Here is a 21167-nt window from a genome sequence, read left to right as displayed (position 1 = left end):
AAATAAATTCCTTTATGCATTCCGATTACCACCAGATTTCAGCCTGCGCGCCAATAGCAAACTGATCCTTTTTCTGGTCTTCAAAGGTGAAATTATCTAATTCCGTCTCTTGCGCTTTAATGTAAGTCCCATAAAAACGTAATTCCGGGCGGGAGGTCAACAAACTGGTATTGACTTTAAAAGTATGGAACAACGTGGTTTTATAGCCTGACTCATAATATTTATTATCATTTACATCGGTGTTCTTCTGTTTGAAATAACCCAGTTCAACGCCGGTCTGATTATATTTGTCCCAGATATAAGCCGGACGCACAACGGCACGAATGGACTCAAAATCGGAGTGTGCGCCGGTCTCATAGCTGTAGACGTCGTTGCCGAAGGAGTAGACCAGCGCGTTAGCGACGATAATGCGATCGCTCAGGTACATCTCCCCCTGTGACGTCAGGCGCACCGCCGTCCCGTTGGTATGATCGCCGTAGTATCGCCCGTTAAAGGTGGTGAACGGGCTGGAGCCCGCATAACGTGAGAAGCTGCTGGCAATGGAGTTATTCGCCAGCAGCGCGGAGAACTCATTGAAGCCGCCGGTCTTCAGTTTCTGCGTCAGGGTCGTCCCGACCATCCAGGTGTCTTTCCACGCGTAATAGCCGTTATTGTCCTGATTGTATTTCTCGCTTGAGCTTTGATTGGCGGCCACATAGCGCCCGCTGAGCATCAGCGTGGCCTTATCCCACAGCGGCAGCTCTTTGTAACGCAGGTCGATGGTGTTGGTGTTTATCTGCTGCTTGTTTTTCAGTTCACGGTCGTAGTCGTCAACGTCTTCACGCACCAGCGCAATATCCACCTTGCCGGGGCCCACTTTCCAGTTTTCCAGCCCGATACCCGCGGCAGCGTCAGTGCGTTGGGTTTTCCAGTCCAGCATCTGGATCTCGACTTTCGGCGCACCGTGTTTACCCACCCAGAAATCCGCCTCCGGCGCGAACGGCAGGAACCCCTGCGTCGTCACGTACATGTCGGAAAACTGCATGTAGTTTTCACCGCCCGCGTTATCACCAAACCAGCCGGTTGAGTATTGCTGACTGACGTTACCGTCCAGCATCACAATGGCATCGACGCGTTTATTACCCTCCTGCCAGACCCGCTGCTTGAGCTGTAAATCGAACCAGCCGGAATATTCATTGCCCAGACGGCCCAGCGAGCCTATCGCCCAGGATTTCGGCGAGCCGTGAGACGCCGTTCCCCAGCCGGAGCGGAAATAGCCGTTATAGCTGAACCCAATTTCATCTTTTACAAACTGGCTAAAATCTTTCATGGTCATTGAGGAATAAAGGGTATCGGTATTCTTATCCTCCGTTTTAACCAGCACGGCGTCGGGTTTTTTCGCCGGGCTGACGGCCTCTGTTTTAACAATCTCCTTATTTTTATACTGCTGTAACTCTGCCCGGGTTTCTTGTAACGCCTTTTCCAGTAATTCAAGGCGCTGCTCCACCGTTAACGATGCCGACCAGGTATACCCGAGTGGTGCCATCATTAAAATGGCAGAGGTAATAATGTTTATCCTGAACATAATATAACTTCCTGTTAATTTATCTTCTAAAATAAAAAAACCTGAAAGCGATTAGCCTCCCCATGGAGATAATCACTTTCAGGTTTTGCCCGCGAAATAGCGGTAACAATCCATTTTTGCTTAATATCGTTATTAGCGCACGGCCTGCTTCCAGGGCTCACGTTAATATCGGGATGTTTTAGGGTAGATAAGAAAATAAAACAACAGGAAAAATTTTGAAATGTGACTGACGGCAATGTAATTAAGCAGGCGAGAAAAGAATTATTCTCAGGAGGAATATTTTGATATTTAAATATAACGCCAGCTTAGCTGGCGTTATGAGAGGTATTACTCTTTCGGATCTTTACCCGCGAGCATCTTATCCAGTTCATCCCCGCCGACGTGACGGAAATCCTGCCCCTTAACGAAGTAGAAAATGTATTCGCAAATGTTCTGGCAACGGTCACCGATACGCTCGATTGAACGGGCGCAGAACAGGGCGGTAAGGACGCTTGGGATGGTTCGCGTGTCTTCCATCATGTAGGTCATCAGCTGACGCACAATGCCTTCATATTCCTGGTCGACTTTCTTGTCTTCCCGGTAAATACGCACCGCTTCATCCAGATCCATACGCGCAAAGGCATCCAGCACGTCATGCAGCATCTGCACGGTGTGGCGCCCCAGCGACTCCAGGCTCACCAGCAGCGGCTGGTGCTGCTGGGAGAACTTCTCAAGCGCAGTGCGGCAGATCTTATCCGCCACGTCACCAATACGCTCCAGCTCAGCAATGGTTTTGATGATCGCCATAACCAGACGCAGGTCGCTCGCCGTTGGCTGACGCTTGGCGATGATGCGCACGCAGGCCTCATCGATAGCGACTTCCATCATGTTGACGTTTTTGTCGCCTTCCACCACGCGCTTCGCCAGCTCGCTGTCCTGGTTGTGCATCGCGGTGATCGCGTCAGAGAGCTGCTGCTCTACCATACCGCCCATGGTCATCACCTGGGTGCGGATACTTTCCAGCTCGGCGTTAAACTGGCCGGAAATGTGTTTATTAAGATTGAGATTATCCATAGCGCACTCCTGAATCAGCCGTAGCGTCCGGTGATGTAGTCTTCTGTTTGTTTCTTCGCAGGCTTGGTGAACAGGTCGTCCGTTTTACTGAACTCAATCAACTCGCCCAGGTACATAAATGCAGTGTGGTCGGAACAACGGGCAGCCTGCTGCATGTTGTGCGTCACGATAACCACGGTGTAATCCGCTTTCAGCTCGGTGATCAGCTCTTCGATACGCCCGGTGGAGATCGGGTCCAGCGCTGAGCACGGCTCATCCAGCAGCAACACTTCAGGACGGATAGCGATACCGCGCGCAATGCACAGACGCTGCTGCTGACCACCGGAGAGAGAGTACCCGCTCTGGTGAAGTTTATCTTTGGTTTCGTTCCATAATGCGGCCTTGGTCAATGCCCACTGTACGCGCTCATCCATATCGGCGCGGGAGAGTTTCTCAAACAGGCGGACTCCAAAGGCGATGTTGTCATAAATGGACATCGGGAACGGGGTCGGTTTCTGGAACACCATACCCACTTTCGCGCGCAGCAGGGCGATATCCTGGGTATTGGTGAGAATGTTGTCACCGTCCAGCAGGATTTCACCTTCGGCGCGCTGCTCAGGATAGAGCGAATACATTTTGTTAAAGGTACGCAGCAGCGTGGACTTACCGCAGCCAGACGGACCAATAAACGCCGTAACCTGGTTTTTGGCAATATCCAGGTTGATGTTCTTCAGGGCATGGAACTTACCGTAGTAGAAGTTCAGGTCACGAACCGAAAGTTTACCCGGAGCAGCATTAACCATACTCATTGACTCATTTCCTCATCCGGCGCCGCAGAGTGCCACGCCGTCAATAATTAACCGTGTTTCTTCTTCGCGAAAACAACGCGCGCCAGAATGTTCAGTAACAGTACGCACAAGGTAATAATCAGTACCCCGGCCCAGGCCAGTGACTGCCATTCGGCAAACGGGCTCATCGCAAATTTAAAGATCGTCACCGGCAGGTTGGCGATCGGCTGCATCATGTCCGTGCTCCAGAACTGGTTGGAGAGCGCGGTGAAGAGCAGCGGGGCCGTTTCACCGGCGATACGGGCAACTGCCAGCAGCACGCCCGTCAGGATCCCGGAGATGGACGCTTTCAGGGTGATGGCAGAAATCATCTTCCACTTTGGCGTGCCCAGCGCGTAGGCCGCTTCACGCAGGCTGTCCGGCACCAGTTTCAGCATGTTCTCGGTGGTACGAATAACGATAGGCACCTGCAGCAGCGCCAGCGCAATCACGCCCGCCCAGCCGGAGAAGTGCTCCATCTGCGCCACCACGATGGTGTAAACGAACAGGCCAACCACAATTGAAGGGGCAGAGAGCAGGATGTCGTTGATGAAACGAATCACCTCCGCAATCCAGGATTTACGGCCGTACTCCGCCAGATAAATCCCCGCCATGATGCCAAGCGGCGTGCCGAAAACGGTCGCCCAGAGGATCAGCAGGCCGCTGCCCGCCAGGGCGTTTGCCAGGCCACCACCCGCCGTATTTGGCGGCGGCGTCATCTCGGTAAACAGCGCCAGGGACATACCGTCGATGCCGCGCGTCACCGTGGAGAACAAAATCCAGATCAGCCAGAACAGACCAAATGCCATGGTTGCCATGGAGAGCGTCAGGGCGAGGCGGTTTTTCATGCGGCGCTTCGCCTGCATTTTGCGGCGGGATTCCGCCAGCGCCACGGTATTTTGCATTTCGAGCGTCGCCATTAGCGTGCCCCCTCATTTTTCGCCAGGCGCATAATCATCACTTTGGAGATCGCCAGAACGATGAAGGTGATAACAAACAGAATTAAGCCCAGTTCCATCAGCGCGGCAACGTGCAGGCCAGATTCCGCTTCGGCGAATTCGTTAGCCAGCGCCGAGGTGATGCTGTTACCCGGCATATAGAGCGAGGCGCTGTCGAGCTGGTAGGTGTTACCGATGATAAAGGTCACCGCCATGGTTTCACCCAGCGCACGACCCAGACCCAGCATAATGCCGCCGATCACCCCATTTTTGGTGAACGGTAAAACGATACGCCAGATAACTTCCCAGGTGGTGCAGCCGATACCGTAGGCCGACTCTTTCATCATCACCGGGGTCTGTTCGAAGACATCGCGCATTACCGCCGCAATGTACGGAATAATCATGATGGCGAGGATCACGCCTGCCGCCAGGATGCCGATACCGAAAGCCGGACCGGAGAACAGGGCACCTACGAACGGGATAGCGGAGAGAACGTTGCCCACCGGCTCCTGGAAGTAGGTCGCAAACAGCGGCGCAAAAATAAACAGGCCCCACATGCCGTAAACGATACTTGGAATAGCCGCCAACAGCTCAATGGCGATACCCAGCGGACGCTTCAGCCAGTTCGGCGCCAGTTCAGTCAGGAACAGGGCGATACCGAAGCTCACCGGCACGGCAATCAGCAGGGCGATAAACGAGGTCACCAGCGTGCCGTAGATCGGCACCAGCGCACCGTAGATATCGTTCGGCGCATCCCACTCTTTGGTCCACAGGAAGGAGAAACCAAATTTCTGGATGCTCGGCCAGGAGGAGAAAATCAGGGACACGATAATGCCGCCCAGCAGCAATAGCACAATCAGCGCAGCCAGTTTTACCAGCGCGCTGAAAATCATGTCACCTTTTTTACCCGGAGGGTTAAATGCAGGCTTGGTTGCAGCCATAAATTACTCTTCTGTTTGAGACGTCTTACGAATATGCCCGGTGGCGCTGGCGCTTACCGGGCCTACAGTCTGAACCGTAGGGCGGGTTAGCGTTAGCGCCACCCGCCATCTTCGTCAAAAATATCCTGTTAGTACAGCGCTTTACCGCTGCTGTCTTTCACGTTGGTTTTCCATGCAGCACGAATCTGCTCAACCACGCTGTCCGGCAGGCTGGCGTAATCCAGGTCATTAGCCTGTTTACCGCCATTTTTGTATGCCCAGTCGAAGAACTTCAGCACTTCAGCACCCTGCTCTGGCTTCTTCTGATCTTTGTGGACCAGGATGAAGGTCGTAGAGGTGATTGGCCAGGCGTTGTCGCCTTTCTGGTTCGTCAGATCCTGAGCGAAAGATTTGCTCCAGTCAGCGCCTTTGGCAGCGTTAGCAAAGTTCTCTTCGGTCGGGCTGACCGGTTTGCCGTCGGCAGAAACCAGTTTGGTGTAAGCCAGGTTGTTCTGCTTGGCATAGGCATACTCTACGTAGCCAATTGAGCCTGGCAGACGCTGTACGAACGCGGCGATACCGTCGTTACCTTTACCGCCCAGACCGGTCGGCCAGTTAACGGTAGAGCCAGCACCCACTTTGGATTTCCACTCTTCGTTCACTTTCGCCAGATAGCTGGTGAAGACGAAGGAGGTACCGGAGCCGTCAGCACGACGAACCACAGCGATGTTCTGCGAAGGCAGCTTCACGCCCGGGTTCAGTTTAGTGATGGCTTCGTCATCCCATTTTTTGATTTTGCCGAGGTAGATATCACCCAGGGTTTTGCCATCGAGCACCAGCTCGCCGGACTTCAGGCCTGGGATATTCACGGCCAGCACAACACCACCGATAACGGTCGGGAACTGGAACAGGCCTTCCTGCGTCAGTTTTTCATCAGACAGCGGAGCGTCAGATGCGCCGAAATCAACGGTATTAGCGGTAATTTGTTTAACGCCACCGGAGGAGCCGATACCCTGGTAGTTCACCTTGTTACCAGTCTCTTTCTGGTAGGTATCAGCCCATTTGGCATACACCGGCGCAGGGAAGGTTGCACCAGCACCAGTCAGGCTTGCCTCTGCAAACACAGAGAACGCGCTCATCGATAAGGTCGCGGCGACAACAGTTGCGACAGTGGTACGCATAACTTTCATAATGTCTCCTGCAAGATTTTCGTAAATCGTTGTTTAGTGGCTACGATGAGCAAAATAGGACAAAGAGGTGACAGATAAATGTACGAATTATGACAGTTTTATGACAACGAAAATCGCGCAGAAAAACCAGCAAAATAATGCATTATTATCAACAGGTTAAACAAGAATGTGACAGATTGATTTCAGATAAATTTTCTTTCTGTGACACTGAAAAAAATAGCTGAAGATGACAGATTGTCATAGAAGGAAGCAGAAAAAAGCAGGCGAAAAAGTGCGCAGAAAGGATAAGAAAAAGCTCCACCCGGAGGTGGAGCCTGAAGGGATTACTCTACGGTCACAGACTTCGCCAGGTTACGCGGCTGGTCCACGTCGGTGCCTTTGATCAGCGCCACATGGTAAGACAGCAGCTGCAGCGGAACGGTATAGAAGATTGGCGCAATCACCTCTTCCACATGCGGCATCTCAATGATGTGCATGTTGTCGCTGCTGGTGAAACCGGCATCCTGATCGGCAAAGACATACAGCACGCCGCCACGGGCACGCACTTCTTCGATATTGGATTTCAGTTTTTCCAACAGTTCGTTATTGGGTGCCACCACGATAACCGGCATATCCGCGTCGATCAGCGCCAGCGGGCCGTGTTTCAGCTCGCCTGCCGCGTAGGCTTCTGCATGGATATAAGAGATCTCTTTGAGCTTCAGTGCGCCTTCCAGCGCAATGGGATACTGATCGCCACGGCCAAGGAACAGAGCATGATGCTTGTCGGAGAAATCTTCCGCCAGGGCTTCAATGCGCTTGTCCTGAGAGAGCATCTGCTCAATACGGCTTGGCAATGCCTGCAGACCATGCACGATATCCTGCTCAATCGCCGCATCCTGGCCTTTCAGGCGGGCCAGTTTTGCCACCAGCATCAGCAGTACCGTCAGCTGGGTGGTGAAGGCTTTGGTGGAGGCCACGCCGATTTCGGTGCCGGCTTTGGTCATCAGCGCCAGATCGGACTCACGCACCAGCGAGGAGCCCGGCACGTTACAGATGGCCAGCGAACCCAGATAGCCCAGCTCTTTAGACAGACGCAGCGCCGCCAGGGTATCGGCAGTTTCGCCGGACTGGGACAGGGTGATCATCAGGCTGTTACGACGCACGGCCGATTTGCGATAGCGGAACTCGGAGGCGATCTCCACATCGCACGGCACGCCCGCCAGGGCTTCAAACCAGTAGCGGGACACCATACCGGAGTTATAGGAGGTGCCGCAGGCAACAATCTGAATGTGCTCAACGTTTGCCAGCATGTCGTTGGCGTTCGCACCCAGCTCGCTCAGATCCACTGCGCCGTGGCTGATGCGCCCGGTCAGCGTGTTTTTGATGGCGTTCGGCTGCTCGTAAATCTCTTTCTGCATGTAGTGACGGTAAGCGCCTTTATCGCCCGCGTCGTACTGCAGGGTGGATTCGATATCCTGACGTTTTACCGGCGCGCCCGATTTATCAAAGATTTTTACGTCACGACGGGTCACTTCCGCAATATCGCCCTCTTCCATGAAGATAAAGCGACGGGTCACCGGCAACAGTGCCAGCTGATCGGAAGCGATAAAGTTCTCCCCCATTCCCAGACCAATCACCATCGGGCTGCCTGAGCGGGCAGCCAGCAGGGTGGACGGGTCGCGGCTGTCCATGATCACGGTGCCGTAGGCGCCACGCAATTGTGGGATAGCGCGCAGTACGGCTTCACGCAGCGTACCGCCCTGCTCCAGCTCCCAGTGAACCAGATGGGCGATCACTTCGGTATCGGTTTCAGATACGAAGGTGTAACCACGGGCGGTAAGCGCTTCGCGTAGCGGCTCGTGGTTTTCGATGATGCCGTTATGCACCACCACAATGTGTTCAGAGACGTGCGGGTGCGCGTTGCCTTCCGAAGGTTCACCGTGGGTCGCCCAGCGGGTATGGGCAATGCCCGTGCCACCGTGCAGCGGATTCTCTTCCGCGGCCTGCGCCAGCATGTTTACTTTACCGAGGCGACGCAGACGGGTCATATTCCCCTCTGCATCAACCACTGCCAGACCGGCAGAGTCATAACCACGGTATTCCAGACGACGTAACCCTTCGAGAAGGATTTCAGCAATATCACGCTGCGCGACTGCGCCAACAATTCCACACATAGTTAGATTTCCTGATTTTGGCATTATGCCATGCGTTGTCGCTGACCTGTTTTGCCCGTTTTACGGGCGCCCCGAGCCTTGTAGAGAGTGGGGTTATATTTTTAGTTACTGCCTTCGGGCGGGGGATTATGTTATCCCCTCAACCCTGTCGGCCTGATGGCGGTTACGCCTTATCAGGCCGACAAAAAAATCACTTCTTCGCCGGGCGTTTCCAGCCCTGCTTGTGAACCTGCGGCACACGGCTAATCACCAGCTCGTTGTCCGCCACATTGCGGGTGACGGTGGTCCCGGCGGCAATGGTGACCCCTTTGCCGATGGTCACTGGCGCCACCAGCTGCGAGTCCGACCCAACAAACACGTCATCACCGATGATGGTCTTAAACTTGTTCGCGCCATCGTAGTTACAGGTAATGGTGCCCGCACCAATATTGACGTTGTCGCCGATCTCCGCATCACCCAGATAGGTCAGATGCCCGGCTTTGGAACCTTTGCCCAGACGCGCTTTTTTCATTTCGACAAAGTTGCCGACGTGCGCCCCTTCCAGCAGTTCAGCGCCCGGACGCAGACGAGCAAACGGCCCAATGGTGCAGGCGGCGGACAGATGCGCATCTTCCACCACGCTGTACGGGCTGATTTCGCAGTCATCGCCAATCACGCTGTTTTTGATCACGCAGCCGGCACCGATCTTCACGCGGTGACCCAGGGTCACGTTGCCTTCCAGAATAACGTCAGTATCGATTTCGACGTCACGCCCGTGGCTCAGCACCCCACGCAGATCGAAACGCGCCGGATCGCGCAGCATAACGCCAGCCAGCAGCAGTTTTTCAGCCTGTTCGGACTGGTAAATGCGCTCAAGACGGGAAAGCTGGAGGCGGTTATTCACGCCGTCCGTCTCGCTGATGCGCGCCGGATGCACGGCAGCGATCTCGCGGCCTTCCTGATACGCCATCGCAATAATATCGGTGATGTAGAATTCGCCCTGAGCATTGTTGTTGTTCAGCTGCGATAACCAGCGCTTCATGTCTGCGCCGTTGGCGATCAGAATGCCGGTGTTGATTTCCTGAATTTCACGCTGCGCATCGGTGGCATCTTTGTGCTCGACAATACCCGTCACCTTGCCGTTATCGCGGGTGATTCGTCCATAGCCGGTTGGATCGTCCAGCTTAACGGTCAGCAGACCGATCCCGCCCTGCGGTTTTGCGGCACGCAGTCGGGTCAGCGTCTCGACGGAGATCAACGGCACGTCGCCGTAGAGCATCAGAATATCTTCGTCATCAGAGAAGTACGGGGCAGCCTGCTGCATGGCGTGGCCGGTACCCAGCTGTTCTGCCTGCAGCACCCAGTTAAGGTTGTCGTCGCGCAGCGTCTGCTTCAGCAGATCGCCGCCGTGACCGTAGACCAGATGCACCTGGCTGGCGCCAAGTTCGTTAGCTGCATCAATAACATGCTGCACCATCGCTTTCCCTGCCAGGGTGTGCAGCACTTTAGGAAGATCGGAATACATGCGGGTGCCTTTGCCTGCGGCAAGAATGACCACGCTCATTGCAGTGTTCAACATACACGTCCTGACTGTAATTTGAGTGAAAAGTAAAACCCTTTGGCGTTGAAAATTCTACATATTTTGCGCCATAAAATGGAGTGGCGGTAAAGCGCGCAATGTCGCCTGCTTCGGGCGTTATAAAGGTTCTTTTTACCGCAAATTAAAGGGGTTTGCCTGTGAAATATAGCCTCCTTTAGCGAAGTCTCCAGCCCTCACAACACGTTAGCTATTTTTTCGGTGCAGAAATAAAGCCTTGCATAACCAAAACGCTGTTTTAATTATCTAAATGTGTGACGCGCGAAAAAGAAACACTGTTTTATTCTGATGATAATGGCGCTCAATTATTACTCAGGAGAATAAAATGAAGTCTACAATACCTCTGGCCCTGATGATGTGTAGCGCCTTTTCCGCCATGGCAACGGAACAACCTCATGTCTGGAAAGCCATTGCCTTTGGGCAATCAACGGATCTGAATTTTTCCTCTAACGTCCTGCCTGAAAAAATCGGTACCAACGATGTCACCATCGACGGGAAAAAGCTTAGCGCGCAGGAGAGCGCCGATCTGGCAAAAGCCATAACCCTGGAAAGTCGGGGCGGCAAAATAGCCAACTCTCATGACGGGTTAACCTTTTTCTATACCGAGTTACCGACGAGTGAGAATTTCGTTTTGCAGGCCACGATCCGCGTCGACCAGTTTGGACCGGAGAATGGCGCAAAACCCGCCGCGCAGGAAGGCGCCGGGCTGCTGGTGCGCGATGTCCTCGGCAACCCGCGTCAGGAGCCGCTGAAAACCGGCTATGAAGAGTTTCCGGCGGCGTCGAACCAGGTGATGAATGCCATCATGACCCAGGATAAGAAAGATCATCAGCGGGTGAAACTGCAGGCCATCACCCGGGAAGGGATCAGCCATCCGTGGGGTGACGCCGGCGCCGCGATTAAAAAACAGAGTTACAAGGAAGAGGTGGATCTGAGCCAGACGCCAGCGTTTCGCCTCAAGCTCCAGCGAACCGACGACGGGTTTATTACCGCATGGGCGCCGCTGGACAGCGACACCTGGGTCAGCAAGAGCGTGCCGCGTGCTGACCTGATTTCGGTGCAAAACAAGGACCATTATTACGTCGGCTTCTTTGCGTCCCGCAATGCCAAAATTACGGTGACTAATGCCTCGCTGACCACCACCAGCGCCCATACCCTGCCTTCGGAACCGTGGCAGGCAGAGCCGCTGCCGGTCGTGGTGCAGCTGGCGTCCGGCAACGTCAGCGCTTCGCCAGATTACCTGCTGCAGGCGCGCGCTAACGAGAACGGCGTATTCAGCGTCAGACAAAATGAAGTGGTGATCGGGAATGAGAAAACGGTGAAGGCGGGCGAGATGTATACCCTGCCAGCTCACGTTGAGCAGACCAGCACCTTCACGGTGACTTTTACTCCTTCTCATGGTGCGCCAGTGAATCAGCAGCTCACCGTCGAACGCGTTGCGGACAGAGATACGGCACATCTGTATGCCGCTCCGGACGGAAAAGCAGAAGCGAAAGGCACAGCCGATGCGCCACTGGATCTCGCCACCGCCATCACGCTGCTGGCTACCGGCGGAAAACTGGTGCTGAAAAGCGGCGATTATCCCCGCAGCGAAATCCCTCTCTCTGCCAGCGGCACCCGCGACAAGCTCAAAACGCTGGAGGCTGACGGGAAAGTAGTGATCCGCGGCCTGCTCCTGGATGCCAGCTACTGGCATATCAAGGGTATCGACGTTACGGAAAAAAGCCTTCGCGTCCAGGGTAGCCATAACCTGATCGAGCGCGTCACGGCATACCGCAATGACGACACCGGGATCCAGATCTCCTCTCCGGAGAAGATCGGCCGGCCACTATGGGCGAGCTATAACCGGGTCGTGGATTCCGAATCCTGGGGCAATGCGGATCCCGGCAAGATTAACGCCGATGGCTTTGCGGTGAAGATGCGGGTCGGGGAGGGTAACCGGCTGGAGCGTTGCTATGCCCACGATAATATCGACGACGGTTTTGACCTGTTCAACAAGATTGAAGATGGCGCGAACGGCGTGGTGGTGATCGAGAACTCCGTGGCCAGCAATAACACCAGTAACGGCTTTAAGCTCGGCGGGGAAGGACAGCCGGTGGCGCACCAGATCCGCAACAGTAAAGCCACGGGCAATCACCTGGACGGCTTCACCGATAACTTTAACCCCGGCAAGCTGGTGGTGGAGAACAATATCGCGGTGGATAACCAGCGCTTTAACTATATCTTCCGTCCGAGCCCGTACGGGGATGTCTCAACCCAGGGAACCTTTACCGGCAACGTATCGATTCGTAATAAGCCAGGGGAGTATGACGATGCGGTGGTGGGAAACGTTGATAACACTAACTACTTTATTGCGAAGGGGAAAAGCGTGAACAGTGACGGGAAGGAACTGGATAAAACGCAGGTAAAAATGTAGTACCAGAGAGGCGCTCGCTTATCACACTACGGTAAGCGCGGCGCCACCCGGCATATCAGCACTTAGATATTGAACGTACCGAAAGAGACATTCATGTTGCTGAAAAGGGCGATGATTTTGTTGATGGTTTTCATGATGGCATCCTGATATTTTTGGAGTTTAGTTATGTGACATTCATCACAAAAAGAAGTCTACTCCTGACCATTTCGCCGATCAATCTTTTTGTGACGCAAATCACAAAATAATAAAACATCGTTTTAGTTTCAAATTTAGTGAAACGGAACCATAAAAAAAGCCAGCCTGGAGACCAGACTGGCTTTCGTACTTTCAAGCCGGTGTTACATCGCTTTTTTGGTCAACTCGATGACGCGCAGTTTCGCGATCGCTTTGGCCAGCTCTGCAGACGCCTGAGCGTAATCCACGTCGCCATGAGAGCTCTTAATGTGCTCTTCTGCTTTACGCTTCGATTCCAGAGCTCGCGCTTCGTCGAGATCCTGGCCACGAATTGCGGTATCAGCCAGTACGGTCACGCTGCCAGGCTGCACTTCAATAATGCCGCCAGACAGATAGATAAACTCTTCATGACCGAACTGTTTAACGATGCGGATCATACCAGGCTTAATGGCGGTGAGCAGCGGGGCGTGACCCGGGAAAATACCCAGTTCACCTTCGCTACCCGTTACCTGGATTTTTTCGACCAGACCAGAGAACATTTGTTGCTCTGCGCTGACGACGTCCAGGTGGTAAGTCATTGCCATATCACCCTCCGATTAAGGCGTTAAAGTTTTTTGGCTTTTTCCACGGCTTCGTCGATGGAACCCACCATATAGAACGCCTGCTCCGGCAGGTGATCGTATTCGCCTTCCATGATGCCTTTAAAGCCACGGATGGTGTCTTTCAGCGCAACGTATTTGCCCGGGGAACCGGTAAATACTTCTGCTACGAAGAACGGCTGGGACAGGAAGCGCTGGATCTTACGCGCACGTGCTACCACCAGTTTGTCTTCTTCAGACAGTTCATCCATACCCAGGATGGCGATGATGTCTTTCAGTTCCTGATAACGCTGCAGCAGGGACTGTACGCCACGCGCGGTGTCGTAGTGTTCCTGACCAACAACCAGTGGATCCAGCTGACGGCTGGTGGAGTCCAGCGGGTCAACGGCCGGGTAGATACCCAGAGACGCGATCTGACGGCTCAGTACCACGGTTGCATCTAAGTGCGCAAAGGTGGTTGCTGGAGATGGGTCAGTCAAGTCATCCGCAGGTACGTATACCGCCTGAACGGAGGTGATAGAACCGGTTTTGGTAGAGGTGATACGTTCCTGAAGAACACCCATCTCTTCCGCCAGCGTTGGCTGATAACCTACTGCAGAAGGCATACGACCCAGCAGTGCAGATACTTCTGTACCGGCCAGGGTATAACGGTAGATGTTGTCAACGAACAGCAGAACGTCACGGCCTTCGTCACGGAATTTCTCAGCCATGGTCAGGCCGGTCAGCGCAACGCGCAGACGGTTTCCTGGTGGCTCGTTCATCTGGCCGTAAACCAGGGATACTTTGTCCAGAACGTTAGAGTCGGTCATTTCGTGGTAGAAGTCGTTACCCTCACGAGTACGCTCACCCACGCCTGCAAACACGGAGTAACCGGAGTGCTCGATCGCGATGTTACGGATCAGCTCCATCATGTTTACGGTTTTACCTACACCCGCACCACCGAACAGACCAACTTTACCGCCCTTCGCAAACGGACACATCAGGTCGATAACTTTGATGCCGGTTTCCAGCAGTTCCTGAGAGCTGGACAGCTCTTCGTAGGAAGGTGCTGCGCGGTGGATAGCCCAACGCTCTTCTTCGCCGATATCGCCTTTCATGTCGATCGGCTGACCCAGGACGTTCATGATACGACCCAGAGTTGCTTTACCTACCGGGACTTCGATTGGGTGTTCGAGGTCTTTAACTTCCAGACCACGACGCAGACCATCGGAAGAACCCATCGCGATGGTACGCACGATACCGCCGCCGAGCTGCTGCTGAACTTCCAGCACCAGGCTCTCATTACCATTCTGAACCTCAAGAGCATCGTACACGCGCGGTACGGCATCCTGAGGGAATTCGACGTCAACCACGGCGCCGATTACCTGGACAATTTTTCCAGTAGCCATCTTGAATCCTCTACGAATTAACCTGGTTATACCGCGGATGCACCACCGACGATCTCGGTGAGTTCCTGAGTAATGCTGGCCTGACGAGCTTTGTTGTATACCAACTGCAGCTCTTTAATCAGGCTGCCGCCATTGTCGGTCGCGGCTTTCATCGCCACCATACGTGCGGCCTGCTCGCTGGCCAGGTTTTCTACCACGCCCTGATAAACCTGGGATTCAACATAACGACGCAGCAGGGTATCCAGCAGCGGTTTTGGATCCGGTTCATACAGGTAATCCCAGGATTTCTGCTTCAACTCTGGCTCGTCTGATGCCGGTAATGGCAGCAGCTGAGTGAGGGTCGGAACCTGAGACATGGTGTTAATAAATTTGTTGCTGACAACGTACAGCCTGTCCAGACGGCCTTCATCATAGGCCTGCAACATCACTTTAACCGGGCCGATCAGTTCGGACAGGGACGGGTTATCACCCATACCGGTCACCTGGGCGACAATATTGCCACCGACGGAATTAAAGAAAGAGACGCCCTTAGAGCCGATCATCGCGATATCGCTTTGAACGCCTTTATCGGACCATGCTTTCATATCCGCCAGCAGCTTTTTGAACAGGTTAATGTTCAAGCCGCCACACAAACCACGGTCGGTCGACACCACCAGGTAGCCCACGCGCTTAACGTCGCGTTCTTCCAGGTAAGGGTGCTTATATTCCAGATTACCGCTCGCAAGGTGACCAATCACTTTGCGCATGGTATCTGCATAAGGACGGCTGGCCGCCATACGCTCCTGCGATTTACGCATTTTGGAAGCGGCGACCATCTCCATCGCTTTAGTGATCTTTTGCGTGTTCTGGACGCTTGCGATCTTACTACGTATCTCTTTTGCGCCGGCCATGAGCTTCTCCTCAATGCCTTGCGGTCTGTCCTAAGACAGACCGCCAGACGTTACCAGGACTGGGTTGCTTTGAAGGAATCGAGCAGGCTTTTCAGCTTGCCTTCGATTTCGTCGTTATAGCCACCGGACTGGTTAATCTCTTGCATCAGTGAAGCATGGTCACGGTCAGCGTAAGCCAGCAGAGCGGCTTCGAAGCTACCGATTTTCGCCAGTTCTACATCCCCCAGATAACCACGTTCTGCTGCGAACAGTACCAGGCCCTGCTGTGCGACTGACATCGGGGCATACTGTTTCTGTTTCAGCAGTTCGGTCACTTTCTGACCGTGGTCAAGCTGTTTACGGGTTGCATCGTCAAGGTCAGATGCAAACTGGGAGAACGCTGCCAGTTCACGATACTGTGCCAGCGCGGTACGGATACCACCGGACAGTTTCTTGATGATCTTGGTCTGCGCTGCACCACCCACACGGGATACGGAGATACCCGGGTTAACTGCCGGACGAATACCGGAGTTAAACAGGTTGGTTTCCAGGAAGATCTGACCATCGGTAATGGAGATTACGTTGGTCGGAACGAACGCAGAAACGTCACCCGCCTGGGTTTCAATGATTGGCAGCGCGGTCAGAGAACCGGTTTGGCCTTTCACTGCACCTTTGGTGAAGTTCTCAACGTATTCCGCGTTAACGCGGGATGCACGCTCCAGCAGACGGGAGTGCAGATAGAATACGTCGCCCGGGAATGCTTCACGTCCTGGTGGACGACGGAGCAGCAAGGAAACCTGACGGTAAGCAACGGCCTGTTTAGACAGGTCATCATAAACGATCAGTGCATCTTCACCGCGGTCACGGAAGTATTCGCCCATTGCGCAACCGGCATAAGGTGCCAGGTATTGCAGTGCAGCAGATTCAGAAGCGGTCGCCACAACAACGATGGTGTTGGACAGCGCGCCGTGCTCTTCCAGTTTACGAACCACGTTAGAAATGGTGGACGCTTTCTGGCCGATAGCCACGTACACACATTTGATGCCGGAATCACGCTGGTTGATGATCGCATCAATTGCCATCGCGGTTTTACCGGTCTGACGGTCACCGATGATCAGCTCACGCTGGCCACGGCCGATTGGGATCATGGCGTCAACGGATTTATAACCGGTCTGAACCGGCTGGTCGACGGACTGACGATCGATTACGCCTGGTGCGATAACTTCGATTGGCGAGAAGCCATCGTTATCAACCGGACCTTTACCGTCGATTGGCGCACCCAGGGTGTTCACCACGCGACCCAGCAGGCCACGGCCAACTGGAACTTCAAGAATACGGCCAGTACACTTAACCTTCATGCCTTCGGCGAGGTCAGCGTAAGGACCCATCACAACTGCACCTACGGAGTCGCGCTCCAGGTTCAGTGCGATAGCGTAACGGTTACCCGGCAGGGAGATCATTTCACCCTGCATACAATCGGCCAGGCCGTGGATGCGGATAACACCGTCGCTTACAGAAACAATAGTACCTTCGTTGTGAGCTTCACTCACAACACTGAACTGAGCAATGCGCTGCTTGATCAGTTCGCTGATTTCGGTGGAATTCAGTTGCATGCTCCAGTCCCCTTAAGACTGCAAGACGTCTGCAAGGCGCTCAAGACGGCCGCGTACGCTGCCATCAATGACCATATCACCCGCACGGATGATTACGCCCGCCATTACAGACTTATCGATATTGCAATTCAGCTTCACTTTGCGTGACAGACGTTTTTCCATCGCGGCGGTGATTTTCGCAAGCTGTTCGTTACTCAGTTCAGTCGCAGAAGTTACGTGAACTTCAACGGTGGCTTCACTGAGGGCACGCAGGTGCTCGAACTGCTCGAGAACATCCGGGAGCGCTTTCAGACGACCATTTTCAGCCATTACCCGAATCAGGTTCTGGCCGTTGGCGTCCAGCTGCTCACCGCAAATGGCGATGAACGAATCGGCGAGGGTTTCAGGCGCCAGGGCGCCAGAAAGCATCTCAGCCATGTGTTCGTTTTTCGTTACCTCAGCGGCAAACGCCAGCATGTTCTGCCAGCGATCGACATTTTGGTGTTCGATAGCAAAGTCAAAAGCTGCTTTGGCGTAGGGGCGAGCTACCGTAACAAATTCAGACATCAGCCCCTCCCTCCTTACAGTTCAGCGACAAGTTTGTCCACGATGTCGCTATTAGCAGCTTCATCCACGGAACGTTCGATGATCTTCTCGGCGCCAGCAACAGCCAGAATCGCGACCTGCTTACGCAGCTCTTCGCGAGCACGTTTACGCTCGGCATCAATTTCTGCCTGCGCTTGTGTCACGATTTTAGTACGTTCCTGTTCTGCTTCAGCTTTCGCTTCGTCCAGGATCTGAGAACGACGTTTGTTCGCCTGCTCGATGATTACCTGGGCTTCCGCTTTCGCTTTTTTCAGCTGGTCGGTCGCGTTGGCCTGTGCAAGGTCCAAATCTTTCTTAGCGCGTTCTGCAGAAGCCAGGCCGTCAGAAATTTCTTTCTGACGTTTTTCGATGGCAGCCATTAAAGGCGGCCATACATACTTCATGCAGAACCAGACAAAGATAACAAACGCGATGGCCTGGCCGAGGATTGTTGCGTTCATGTTCACAGCACAATACCTCTTTAAATTTACAACTGTGGCTTAGGGTTTAAACGACTTACTACGCGACAGCAAACATCACGTACAGACCCAGACCTACAGCGATCATCGGGATAGCATCCACCAGACCCATAACGATAAAGAACTGAGTACGCAGCAGAGGAATCAGATCCGGTTGACGCGCTGCGCCTTCCAGGAATTTGCCCCCGAGGATGCCGATACCGATCGCAGCACCGATAGCCGCCAGACCCATCATCACAGCGGCAGCCATGTACAGCAGATCCATATTCAGGTTTTCCATGACAGTCTCCAGTTTGTTTCAGTTAAAACGTAGTAGTGTTGGTAAAGAATCAGTGCTCTTCAGACGCCATCGACAGATAGACGATCGTCAGAACCATGAAGATAAAGGCTTGCAGCGTAATGATCAGGATGTGGAAAATGGCCCATGGCACATTCAGAACCCACTGTGACCACCACGGCAGAAGACCCGCGATCAGAATGAAAATCAGCTCACCCGCATACATGTTGCCGAACAGTCGCAGACCGAGGGAAATCGGTTTGGACAGCAGGCTAACGCCTTCCAGGATCAGGTTGACCGGAATAAACGCCCAGTGGTTGAACGGCTGCAAGGTAAGCTCTTTCACGAAGCCGCCTACGCCTTTCATTTTGATGCTGTAGAAAAGAATCAGGATGAATACGCCCAGTGCCATAGACAGGGTGATGTTCACGTCAGCAGACGGCACCACACGCAGGGCAGGCAGACCGAAGATATGCTCGCCGATAAACGGCAGCAGGTCGATCGGCAGCAGGTCCATCAGGTTCATCAGGAAGACCCAGACAAAGACGGTCAGCGCCAGCGGTGCAATCACCTTGCTCTTACCGTGGTACATGTCTTTGACGCTACCGTGGACGAAGCCAATGATCATTTCGATGAACGTCTGGAATTTCCCTGGAACGCCGCTGGTCGCACGTTTCGCAACGCCGCGGAAAATGGCCAGGAACAACAGACCCAGTACCACCGAGAAGAACATGGAGTCGATATTGATCGTCCAGAAGGTGGCTGGGGGGTTATGCGGATCCACCAGCGAGAATGTACGCAGGTCGATCTGAAGGTTGTTCAGATGGTGACCTATGTAATCCTGCGGCGTCATATTTTCTGAAGCCATGATGCCTTTTACCCTTTGTTATTGATTACAGCTGGCGCCAGAATTTGTACCACCAGCACCAAAACCCACGTCACTATCAGCGGCAAAAATACCACTTTAAAAACCGCCAGCGCCACCACCAGAAGGGTAAAGGTCAGCAACACCTTACACACTTCGCCGAGGGCGAAGGACCAGGCCATGCGGCCTTTGGCAGGTGTATGCGCCTGATGACGCCAGGCAAAAATCATAAACAACATGTTTGGCATAACGACTGCCAAACCTCCGCTTACCGCAGAGATGCCCCAGAAGGGGTCTTTGAGGCAGAACAGCAATCCACTTGCTATCACCGCCAGAAACTGAATGAACAGAAGCTTACGAGCAACGTTTCGACTCAAGAGCGACACTGACATCACGTTTTTACTCCTGCTCACTTCGAGGTATGTCGCGTGTCGTATAAAACGTCCTTTAAGGCTCAGAGTCAAGCAGCAAAAAGCGGACAAATTATACGGTGCGTCCCCGTGATTTCAAACAATAAGTAGCGAAAAGGTGAATAAATGTTTAAATATTTTTCCCCGGCGCTATTTCTTAACTTTTCGACAAACGAAGAATGAGACGTGAAAACTGCAAACAACGCGGAAACGTTGACTATAAAGCGTGCACGAGATCACAAAATACACATTTACGATAAGGTCGAATAAATTAAAGCAGTAAATCGTTATATTTCATCTTTATGATATTAAAGATTAATTTCAGCAACTATTCTCAAAACAGCCCTGTATACAACAAAAACCTTTTATTGACATTTTTAATAAATATTTAACATTGCAATCTGGTTACTCTGACCTACTTTTAGCAAGCTGATATTTTCAAGGTTTATTATATTTTGGGTTAACTACAGGACCAGGTTAACCCAAAGCAAATCCGTAGTAAAAAAGCGGTTAAATTCGTGCTGTTCACTTCTTAGCCTGACGCCTAATTTTTAACATACTAAGAACAGCACAAATTCCACATTTTTTATTATATTTTTAAAAATTGTTTGGCTTAACTATCACCAGGTGACGCTCACCTTCCAGCTGCGGAACGTGCAATTTGATCGCCTCTTCAACCATAAAACCCTCTGGCATCTGCGCAATCTCATCTTCAGGCAGCACCCCTTTCAGGGCATAGAAGCGGCCATTTTCCGCAGGCAGGTGCTTACACCAGCCGATCATGTCATCGAGCGAAGCAAAGGCCCGGCTGATCACGCCGTCAAACGGCGGCTCGGCGGGAAACGCCTCTACCCTACTCTGCACCGGATGAATATTTTCCAGCTTCAGCTCATGCTGCACCTGGCGCAGAAAGCGTACGCGCTTACCCAGGCTGTCCAGCAGCGTGAAATGGCACTCAGGACGCACGATAGAGAGCGGAATGCCAGGCAGACCCGGGCCGGTGCCCACGTCGATAAAACGCTCCCCTTTGAGATGAGGCGCCACCACGATGCTGTCGAGGATATGGCGAATCAGCATCTCGTTCGGGTCGCGAACCGAAGTGAGGTTATAGGCCTTGTTCCATTTGTTCAGCATGTCGACATACCCCACCAGCTGATTTTTCTGGTGATCGGTGAGCGAAATACCGGCTTGATCCAGCAGACGAGTGAGTTTGTTGAGCACGGTGAATACCTGTTTCAAAAAATTGCCCGGTGACACTCACCGGGCCTGGGAATTTGTAGAGCGGGTTCGCGTCAGCGCTACCCGCCTTAGCC

The 21167-nt window shown here is 53.2% G+C and carries 19 protein-coding genes; 1 reads left to right on the top strand and 18 read right to left on the bottom strand.

The annotated features are described in order from the left end of the window. Positions 1 to 25: 25 nt before the first annotated feature. From NB069_RS22115 to glmU, 8 genes are all read right to left on the bottom strand, one after another. Positions 26 to 1564, bottom strand: coding sequence for a carbohydrate porin (locus NB069_RS22115; protein WP_250586717.1), 1539 nt, complete (start codon positions 1562 to 1564; stop codon positions 26 to 28). 327 nt (positions 1565 to 1891) lie between these two features. Beyond that, the gene (gene phoU / locus NB069_RS22110; protein WP_039032224.1) at positions 1892 to 2617 is read right to left on the bottom strand and encodes a phosphate signaling complex protein PhoU; all 726 of its coding nucleotides are present in this window, start codon (positions 2615 to 2617) and stop codon (positions 1892 to 1894) included. Positions 2618 to 2631: 14 nt separating this feature from the next. Continuing rightward, positions 2632 to 3405: a phosphate ABC transporter ATP-binding protein PstB gene (gene pstB, locus NB069_RS22105; RefSeq protein WP_250586715.1), complete on the bottom strand. Its 774-nt coding sequence runs from the start codon at positions 3403 to 3405 to the stop codon at positions 2632 to 2634. Between the two features lie 47 nt (positions 3406 to 3452). Beyond that, positions 3453 to 4343 (bottom strand): phosphate ABC transporter permease PstA, encoded by an 891-nt coding sequence (pstA, locus tag NB069_RS22100; protein WP_250586713.1) that lies wholly within the window; start codon positions 4341 to 4343, stop codon positions 3453 to 3455. After that, positions 4343 to 5302, bottom strand: coding sequence for a phosphate ABC transporter permease PstC (pstC, locus tag NB069_RS22095; protein WP_032615515.1), 960 nt, complete (start codon positions 5300 to 5302; stop codon positions 4343 to 4345). Before pstC ends, pstA begins: the two co-directional genes overlap by 1 nt. 128 nt (positions 5303 to 5430) lie before the next feature. Further along, positions 5431 to 6471 (bottom strand): phosphate ABC transporter substrate-binding protein PstS, encoded by a 1041-nt coding sequence (pstS, locus tag NB069_RS22090; protein ID WP_250586711.1) that lies wholly within the window; start codon positions 6469 to 6471, stop codon positions 5431 to 5433. A gap of 323 nt (positions 6472 to 6794) precedes the next feature. Then, positions 6795 to 8624 (bottom strand): glutamine--fructose-6-phosphate transaminase (isomerizing), encoded by a 1830-nt coding sequence (glmS, locus tag NB069_RS22085; RefSeq protein WP_250586709.1) that lies wholly within the window; start codon positions 8622 to 8624, stop codon positions 6795 to 6797. A 190-nt stretch (positions 8625 to 8814) separates the two neighbouring features. Beyond that, entirely contained in the window at positions 8815 to 10182 is a 1368-nt protein-coding gene (gene glmU, locus NB069_RS22080) for a bifunctional UDP-N-acetylglucosamine diphosphorylase/glucosamine-1-phosphate N-acetyltransferase GlmU (protein ID WP_250586707.1), read from the bottom strand. 343 nt (positions 10183 to 10525) lie between these two features. On the opposite strand from glmU, the gene NB069_RS22075 reads away from it, so the two are divergent. Then, positions 10526 to 12616, top strand: a complete 2091-nt coding sequence (locus NB069_RS22075) for a right-handed parallel beta-helix repeat-containing protein (RefSeq protein WP_250586705.1) — start codon at positions 10526 to 10528, stop codon at positions 12614 to 12616. A gap of 338 nt (positions 12617 to 12954) precedes the next feature. Here NB069_RS22075 and NB069_RS22070 read toward each other — a convergent pair whose 3' ends face one another. The 10 genes from NB069_RS22070 to rsmG all read right to left on the bottom strand — a co-directional run bounded on the left by NB069_RS22070 (position 12955) and on the right by rsmG (position 21075). Continuing rightward, positions 12955 to 13374 carry a F0F1 ATP synthase subunit epsilon gene (locus tag NB069_RS22070; RefSeq protein ID WP_039032217.1) on the bottom strand — a complete coding sequence of 140 codons (420 nt, stop codon included), beginning with the start codon at positions 13372 to 13374 and terminating at the stop codon, positions 12955 to 12957. A gap of 20 nt (positions 13375 to 13394) precedes the next feature. Further along, positions 13395 to 14777 carry a F0F1 ATP synthase subunit beta gene (gene atpD, locus NB069_RS22065; RefSeq protein WP_039032216.1) on the bottom strand — a complete coding sequence of 461 codons (1383 nt, stop codon included), beginning with the start codon at positions 14775 to 14777 and terminating at the stop codon, positions 13395 to 13397. A 26-nt stretch (positions 14778 to 14803) separates the two neighbouring features. After that, positions 14804 to 15667 (bottom strand): F0F1 ATP synthase subunit gamma, encoded by an 864-nt coding sequence (gene atpG, locus NB069_RS22060; protein WP_250586703.1) that lies wholly within the window; start codon positions 15665 to 15667, stop codon positions 14804 to 14806. 50 nt (positions 15668 to 15717) lie between these two features. Then, complete coding sequence (atpA, locus tag NB069_RS22055; protein WP_039032214.1) at positions 15718 to 17259, bottom strand: F0F1 ATP synthase subunit alpha; 1542 nt, start codon at positions 17257 to 17259, stop codon at positions 15718 to 15720. Between the two features lie 12 nt (positions 17260 to 17271). Then, positions 17272 to 17805: a F0F1 ATP synthase subunit delta gene (atpH, locus tag NB069_RS22050; RefSeq protein ID WP_103177606.1), complete on the bottom strand. Its 534-nt coding sequence runs from the start codon at positions 17803 to 17805 to the stop codon at positions 17272 to 17274. A gap of 14 nt (positions 17806 to 17819) precedes the next feature. Beyond that, positions 17820 to 18290: a F0F1 ATP synthase subunit B gene (atpF, locus tag NB069_RS22045; protein WP_032615498.1), complete on the bottom strand. Its 471-nt coding sequence runs from the start codon at positions 18288 to 18290 to the stop codon at positions 17820 to 17822. 52 nt (positions 18291 to 18342) lie between these two features. Then, on the bottom strand, positions 18343 to 18582 hold the full coding sequence (atpE, locus tag NB069_RS22040) for a F0F1 ATP synthase subunit C (RefSeq protein ID WP_000429386.1): 240 nt from the start codon (positions 18580 to 18582) through the stop codon (positions 18343 to 18345). A 49-nt stretch (positions 18583 to 18631) separates the two neighbouring features. Beyond that, positions 18632 to 19447: a F0F1 ATP synthase subunit A gene (gene atpB / locus NB069_RS22035; protein WP_142487639.1), complete on the bottom strand. Its 816-nt coding sequence runs from the start codon at positions 19445 to 19447 to the stop codon at positions 18632 to 18634. Between the two features lie 8 nt (positions 19448 to 19455). Continuing rightward, a complete protein-coding gene (atpI, locus tag NB069_RS22030; RefSeq protein ID WP_250586701.1) occupies positions 19456 to 19836 on the bottom strand; it encodes a F0F1 ATP synthase subunit I in 381 nt (126 codons plus the stop codon). 615 nt (positions 19837 to 20451) lie between these two features. After that, a complete protein-coding gene (gene rsmG / locus NB069_RS22025) occupies positions 20452 to 21075 on the bottom strand; it encodes a 16S rRNA (guanine(527)-N(7))-methyltransferase RsmG (protein ID WP_250586699.1) in 624 nt (207 codons plus the stop codon). Positions 21076 to 21167 lie beyond the last annotated feature (92 nt).

Origin of the sequence: Leclercia adecarboxylata, from assembly GCF_023639785.1 — a bacterium.
Lineage (GTDB): Bacteria > Pseudomonadota > Gammaproteobacteria > Enterobacterales > Enterobacteriaceae > Enterobacter > Enterobacter adecarboxylatus_D.
This window is presented reverse-complemented; position numbering and strand designations above follow the sequence as displayed.

What these genes read in the sequence shown, in the direction of transcription:
- NB069_RS22115 (WP_250586717.1), bottom strand. Translation starts at nt 1,564, where the DNA reads ATGTTCAGGATAAACATTATTACCTCTGCCATTTTAATGATGGCACCA.
- atpG (WP_250586703.1), bottom strand. Translation starts at nt 15,667, where the DNA reads ATGGCCGGCGCAAAAGAGATACGTAGTAAGATCGCAAGCGTCCAGAAC.
- pstA (WP_250586713.1), bottom strand. Translation starts at nt 4,343, where the DNA reads ATGGCGACGCTCGAAATGCAAAATACCGTGGCGCTGGCGGAATCCCGC.
- atpD (WP_039032216.1), bottom strand. Translation starts at nt 14,777, where the DNA reads ATGGCTACTGGAAAAATTGTCCAGGTAATCGGCGCCGTGGTTGACGTC.
- glmU (WP_250586707.1), bottom strand. Translation starts at nt 10,182, where the DNA reads ATGTTGAACACTGCAATGAGCGTGGTCATTCTTGCCGCAGGCAAAGGC.
- pstS (WP_250586711.1), bottom strand. Translation starts at nt 6,471, where the DNA reads ATGAAAGTTATGCGTACCACTGTCGCAACTGTTGTCGCCGCGACCTTA.
- atpI (WP_250586701.1), bottom strand. Translation starts at nt 19,836, where the DNA reads ATGTCAGTGTCGCTCTTGAGTCGAAACGTTGCTCGTAAGCTTCTGTTC.
- atpE (WP_000429386.1), bottom strand. Translation starts at nt 18,582, where the DNA reads ATGGAAAACCTGAATATGGATCTGCTGTACATGGCTGCCGCTGTGATG.
- atpH (WP_103177606.1), bottom strand. Translation starts at nt 17,805, where the DNA reads ATGTCTGAATTTGTTACGGTAGCTCGCCCCTACGCCAAAGCAGCTTTT.
- phoU (WP_039032224.1), bottom strand. Translation starts at nt 2,617, where the DNA reads ATGGATAATCTCAATCTTAATAAACACATTTCCGGCCAGTTTAACGCC.
- glmS (WP_250586709.1), bottom strand. Translation starts at nt 8,624, where the DNA reads ATGTGTGGAATTGTTGGCGCAGTCGCGCAGCGTGATATTGCTGAAATC.
- pstB (WP_250586715.1), bottom strand. Translation starts at nt 3,405, where the DNA reads ATGAGTATGGTTAATGCTGCTCCGGGTAAACTTTCGGTTCGTGACCTG.
- atpB (WP_142487639.1), bottom strand. Translation starts at nt 19,447, where the DNA reads ATGGCTTCAGAAAATATGACGCCGCAGGATTACATAGGTCACCATCTG.
- NB069_RS22070 (WP_039032217.1), bottom strand. Translation starts at nt 13,374, where the DNA reads ATGGCAATGACTTACCACCTGGACGTCGTCAGCGCAGAGCAACAAATG.
- NB069_RS22075 (WP_250586705.1), top strand. Translation starts at nt 10,526, where the DNA reads ATGAAGTCTACAATACCTCTGGCCCTGATGATGTGTAGCGCCTTTTCC.
- atpA (WP_039032214.1), bottom strand. Translation starts at nt 17,259, where the DNA reads ATGCAACTGAATTCCACCGAAATCAGCGAACTGATCAAGCAGCGCATT.
- pstC (WP_032615515.1), bottom strand. Translation starts at nt 5,302, where the DNA reads ATGGCTGCAACCAAGCCTGCATTTAACCCTCCGGGTAAAAAAGGTGAC.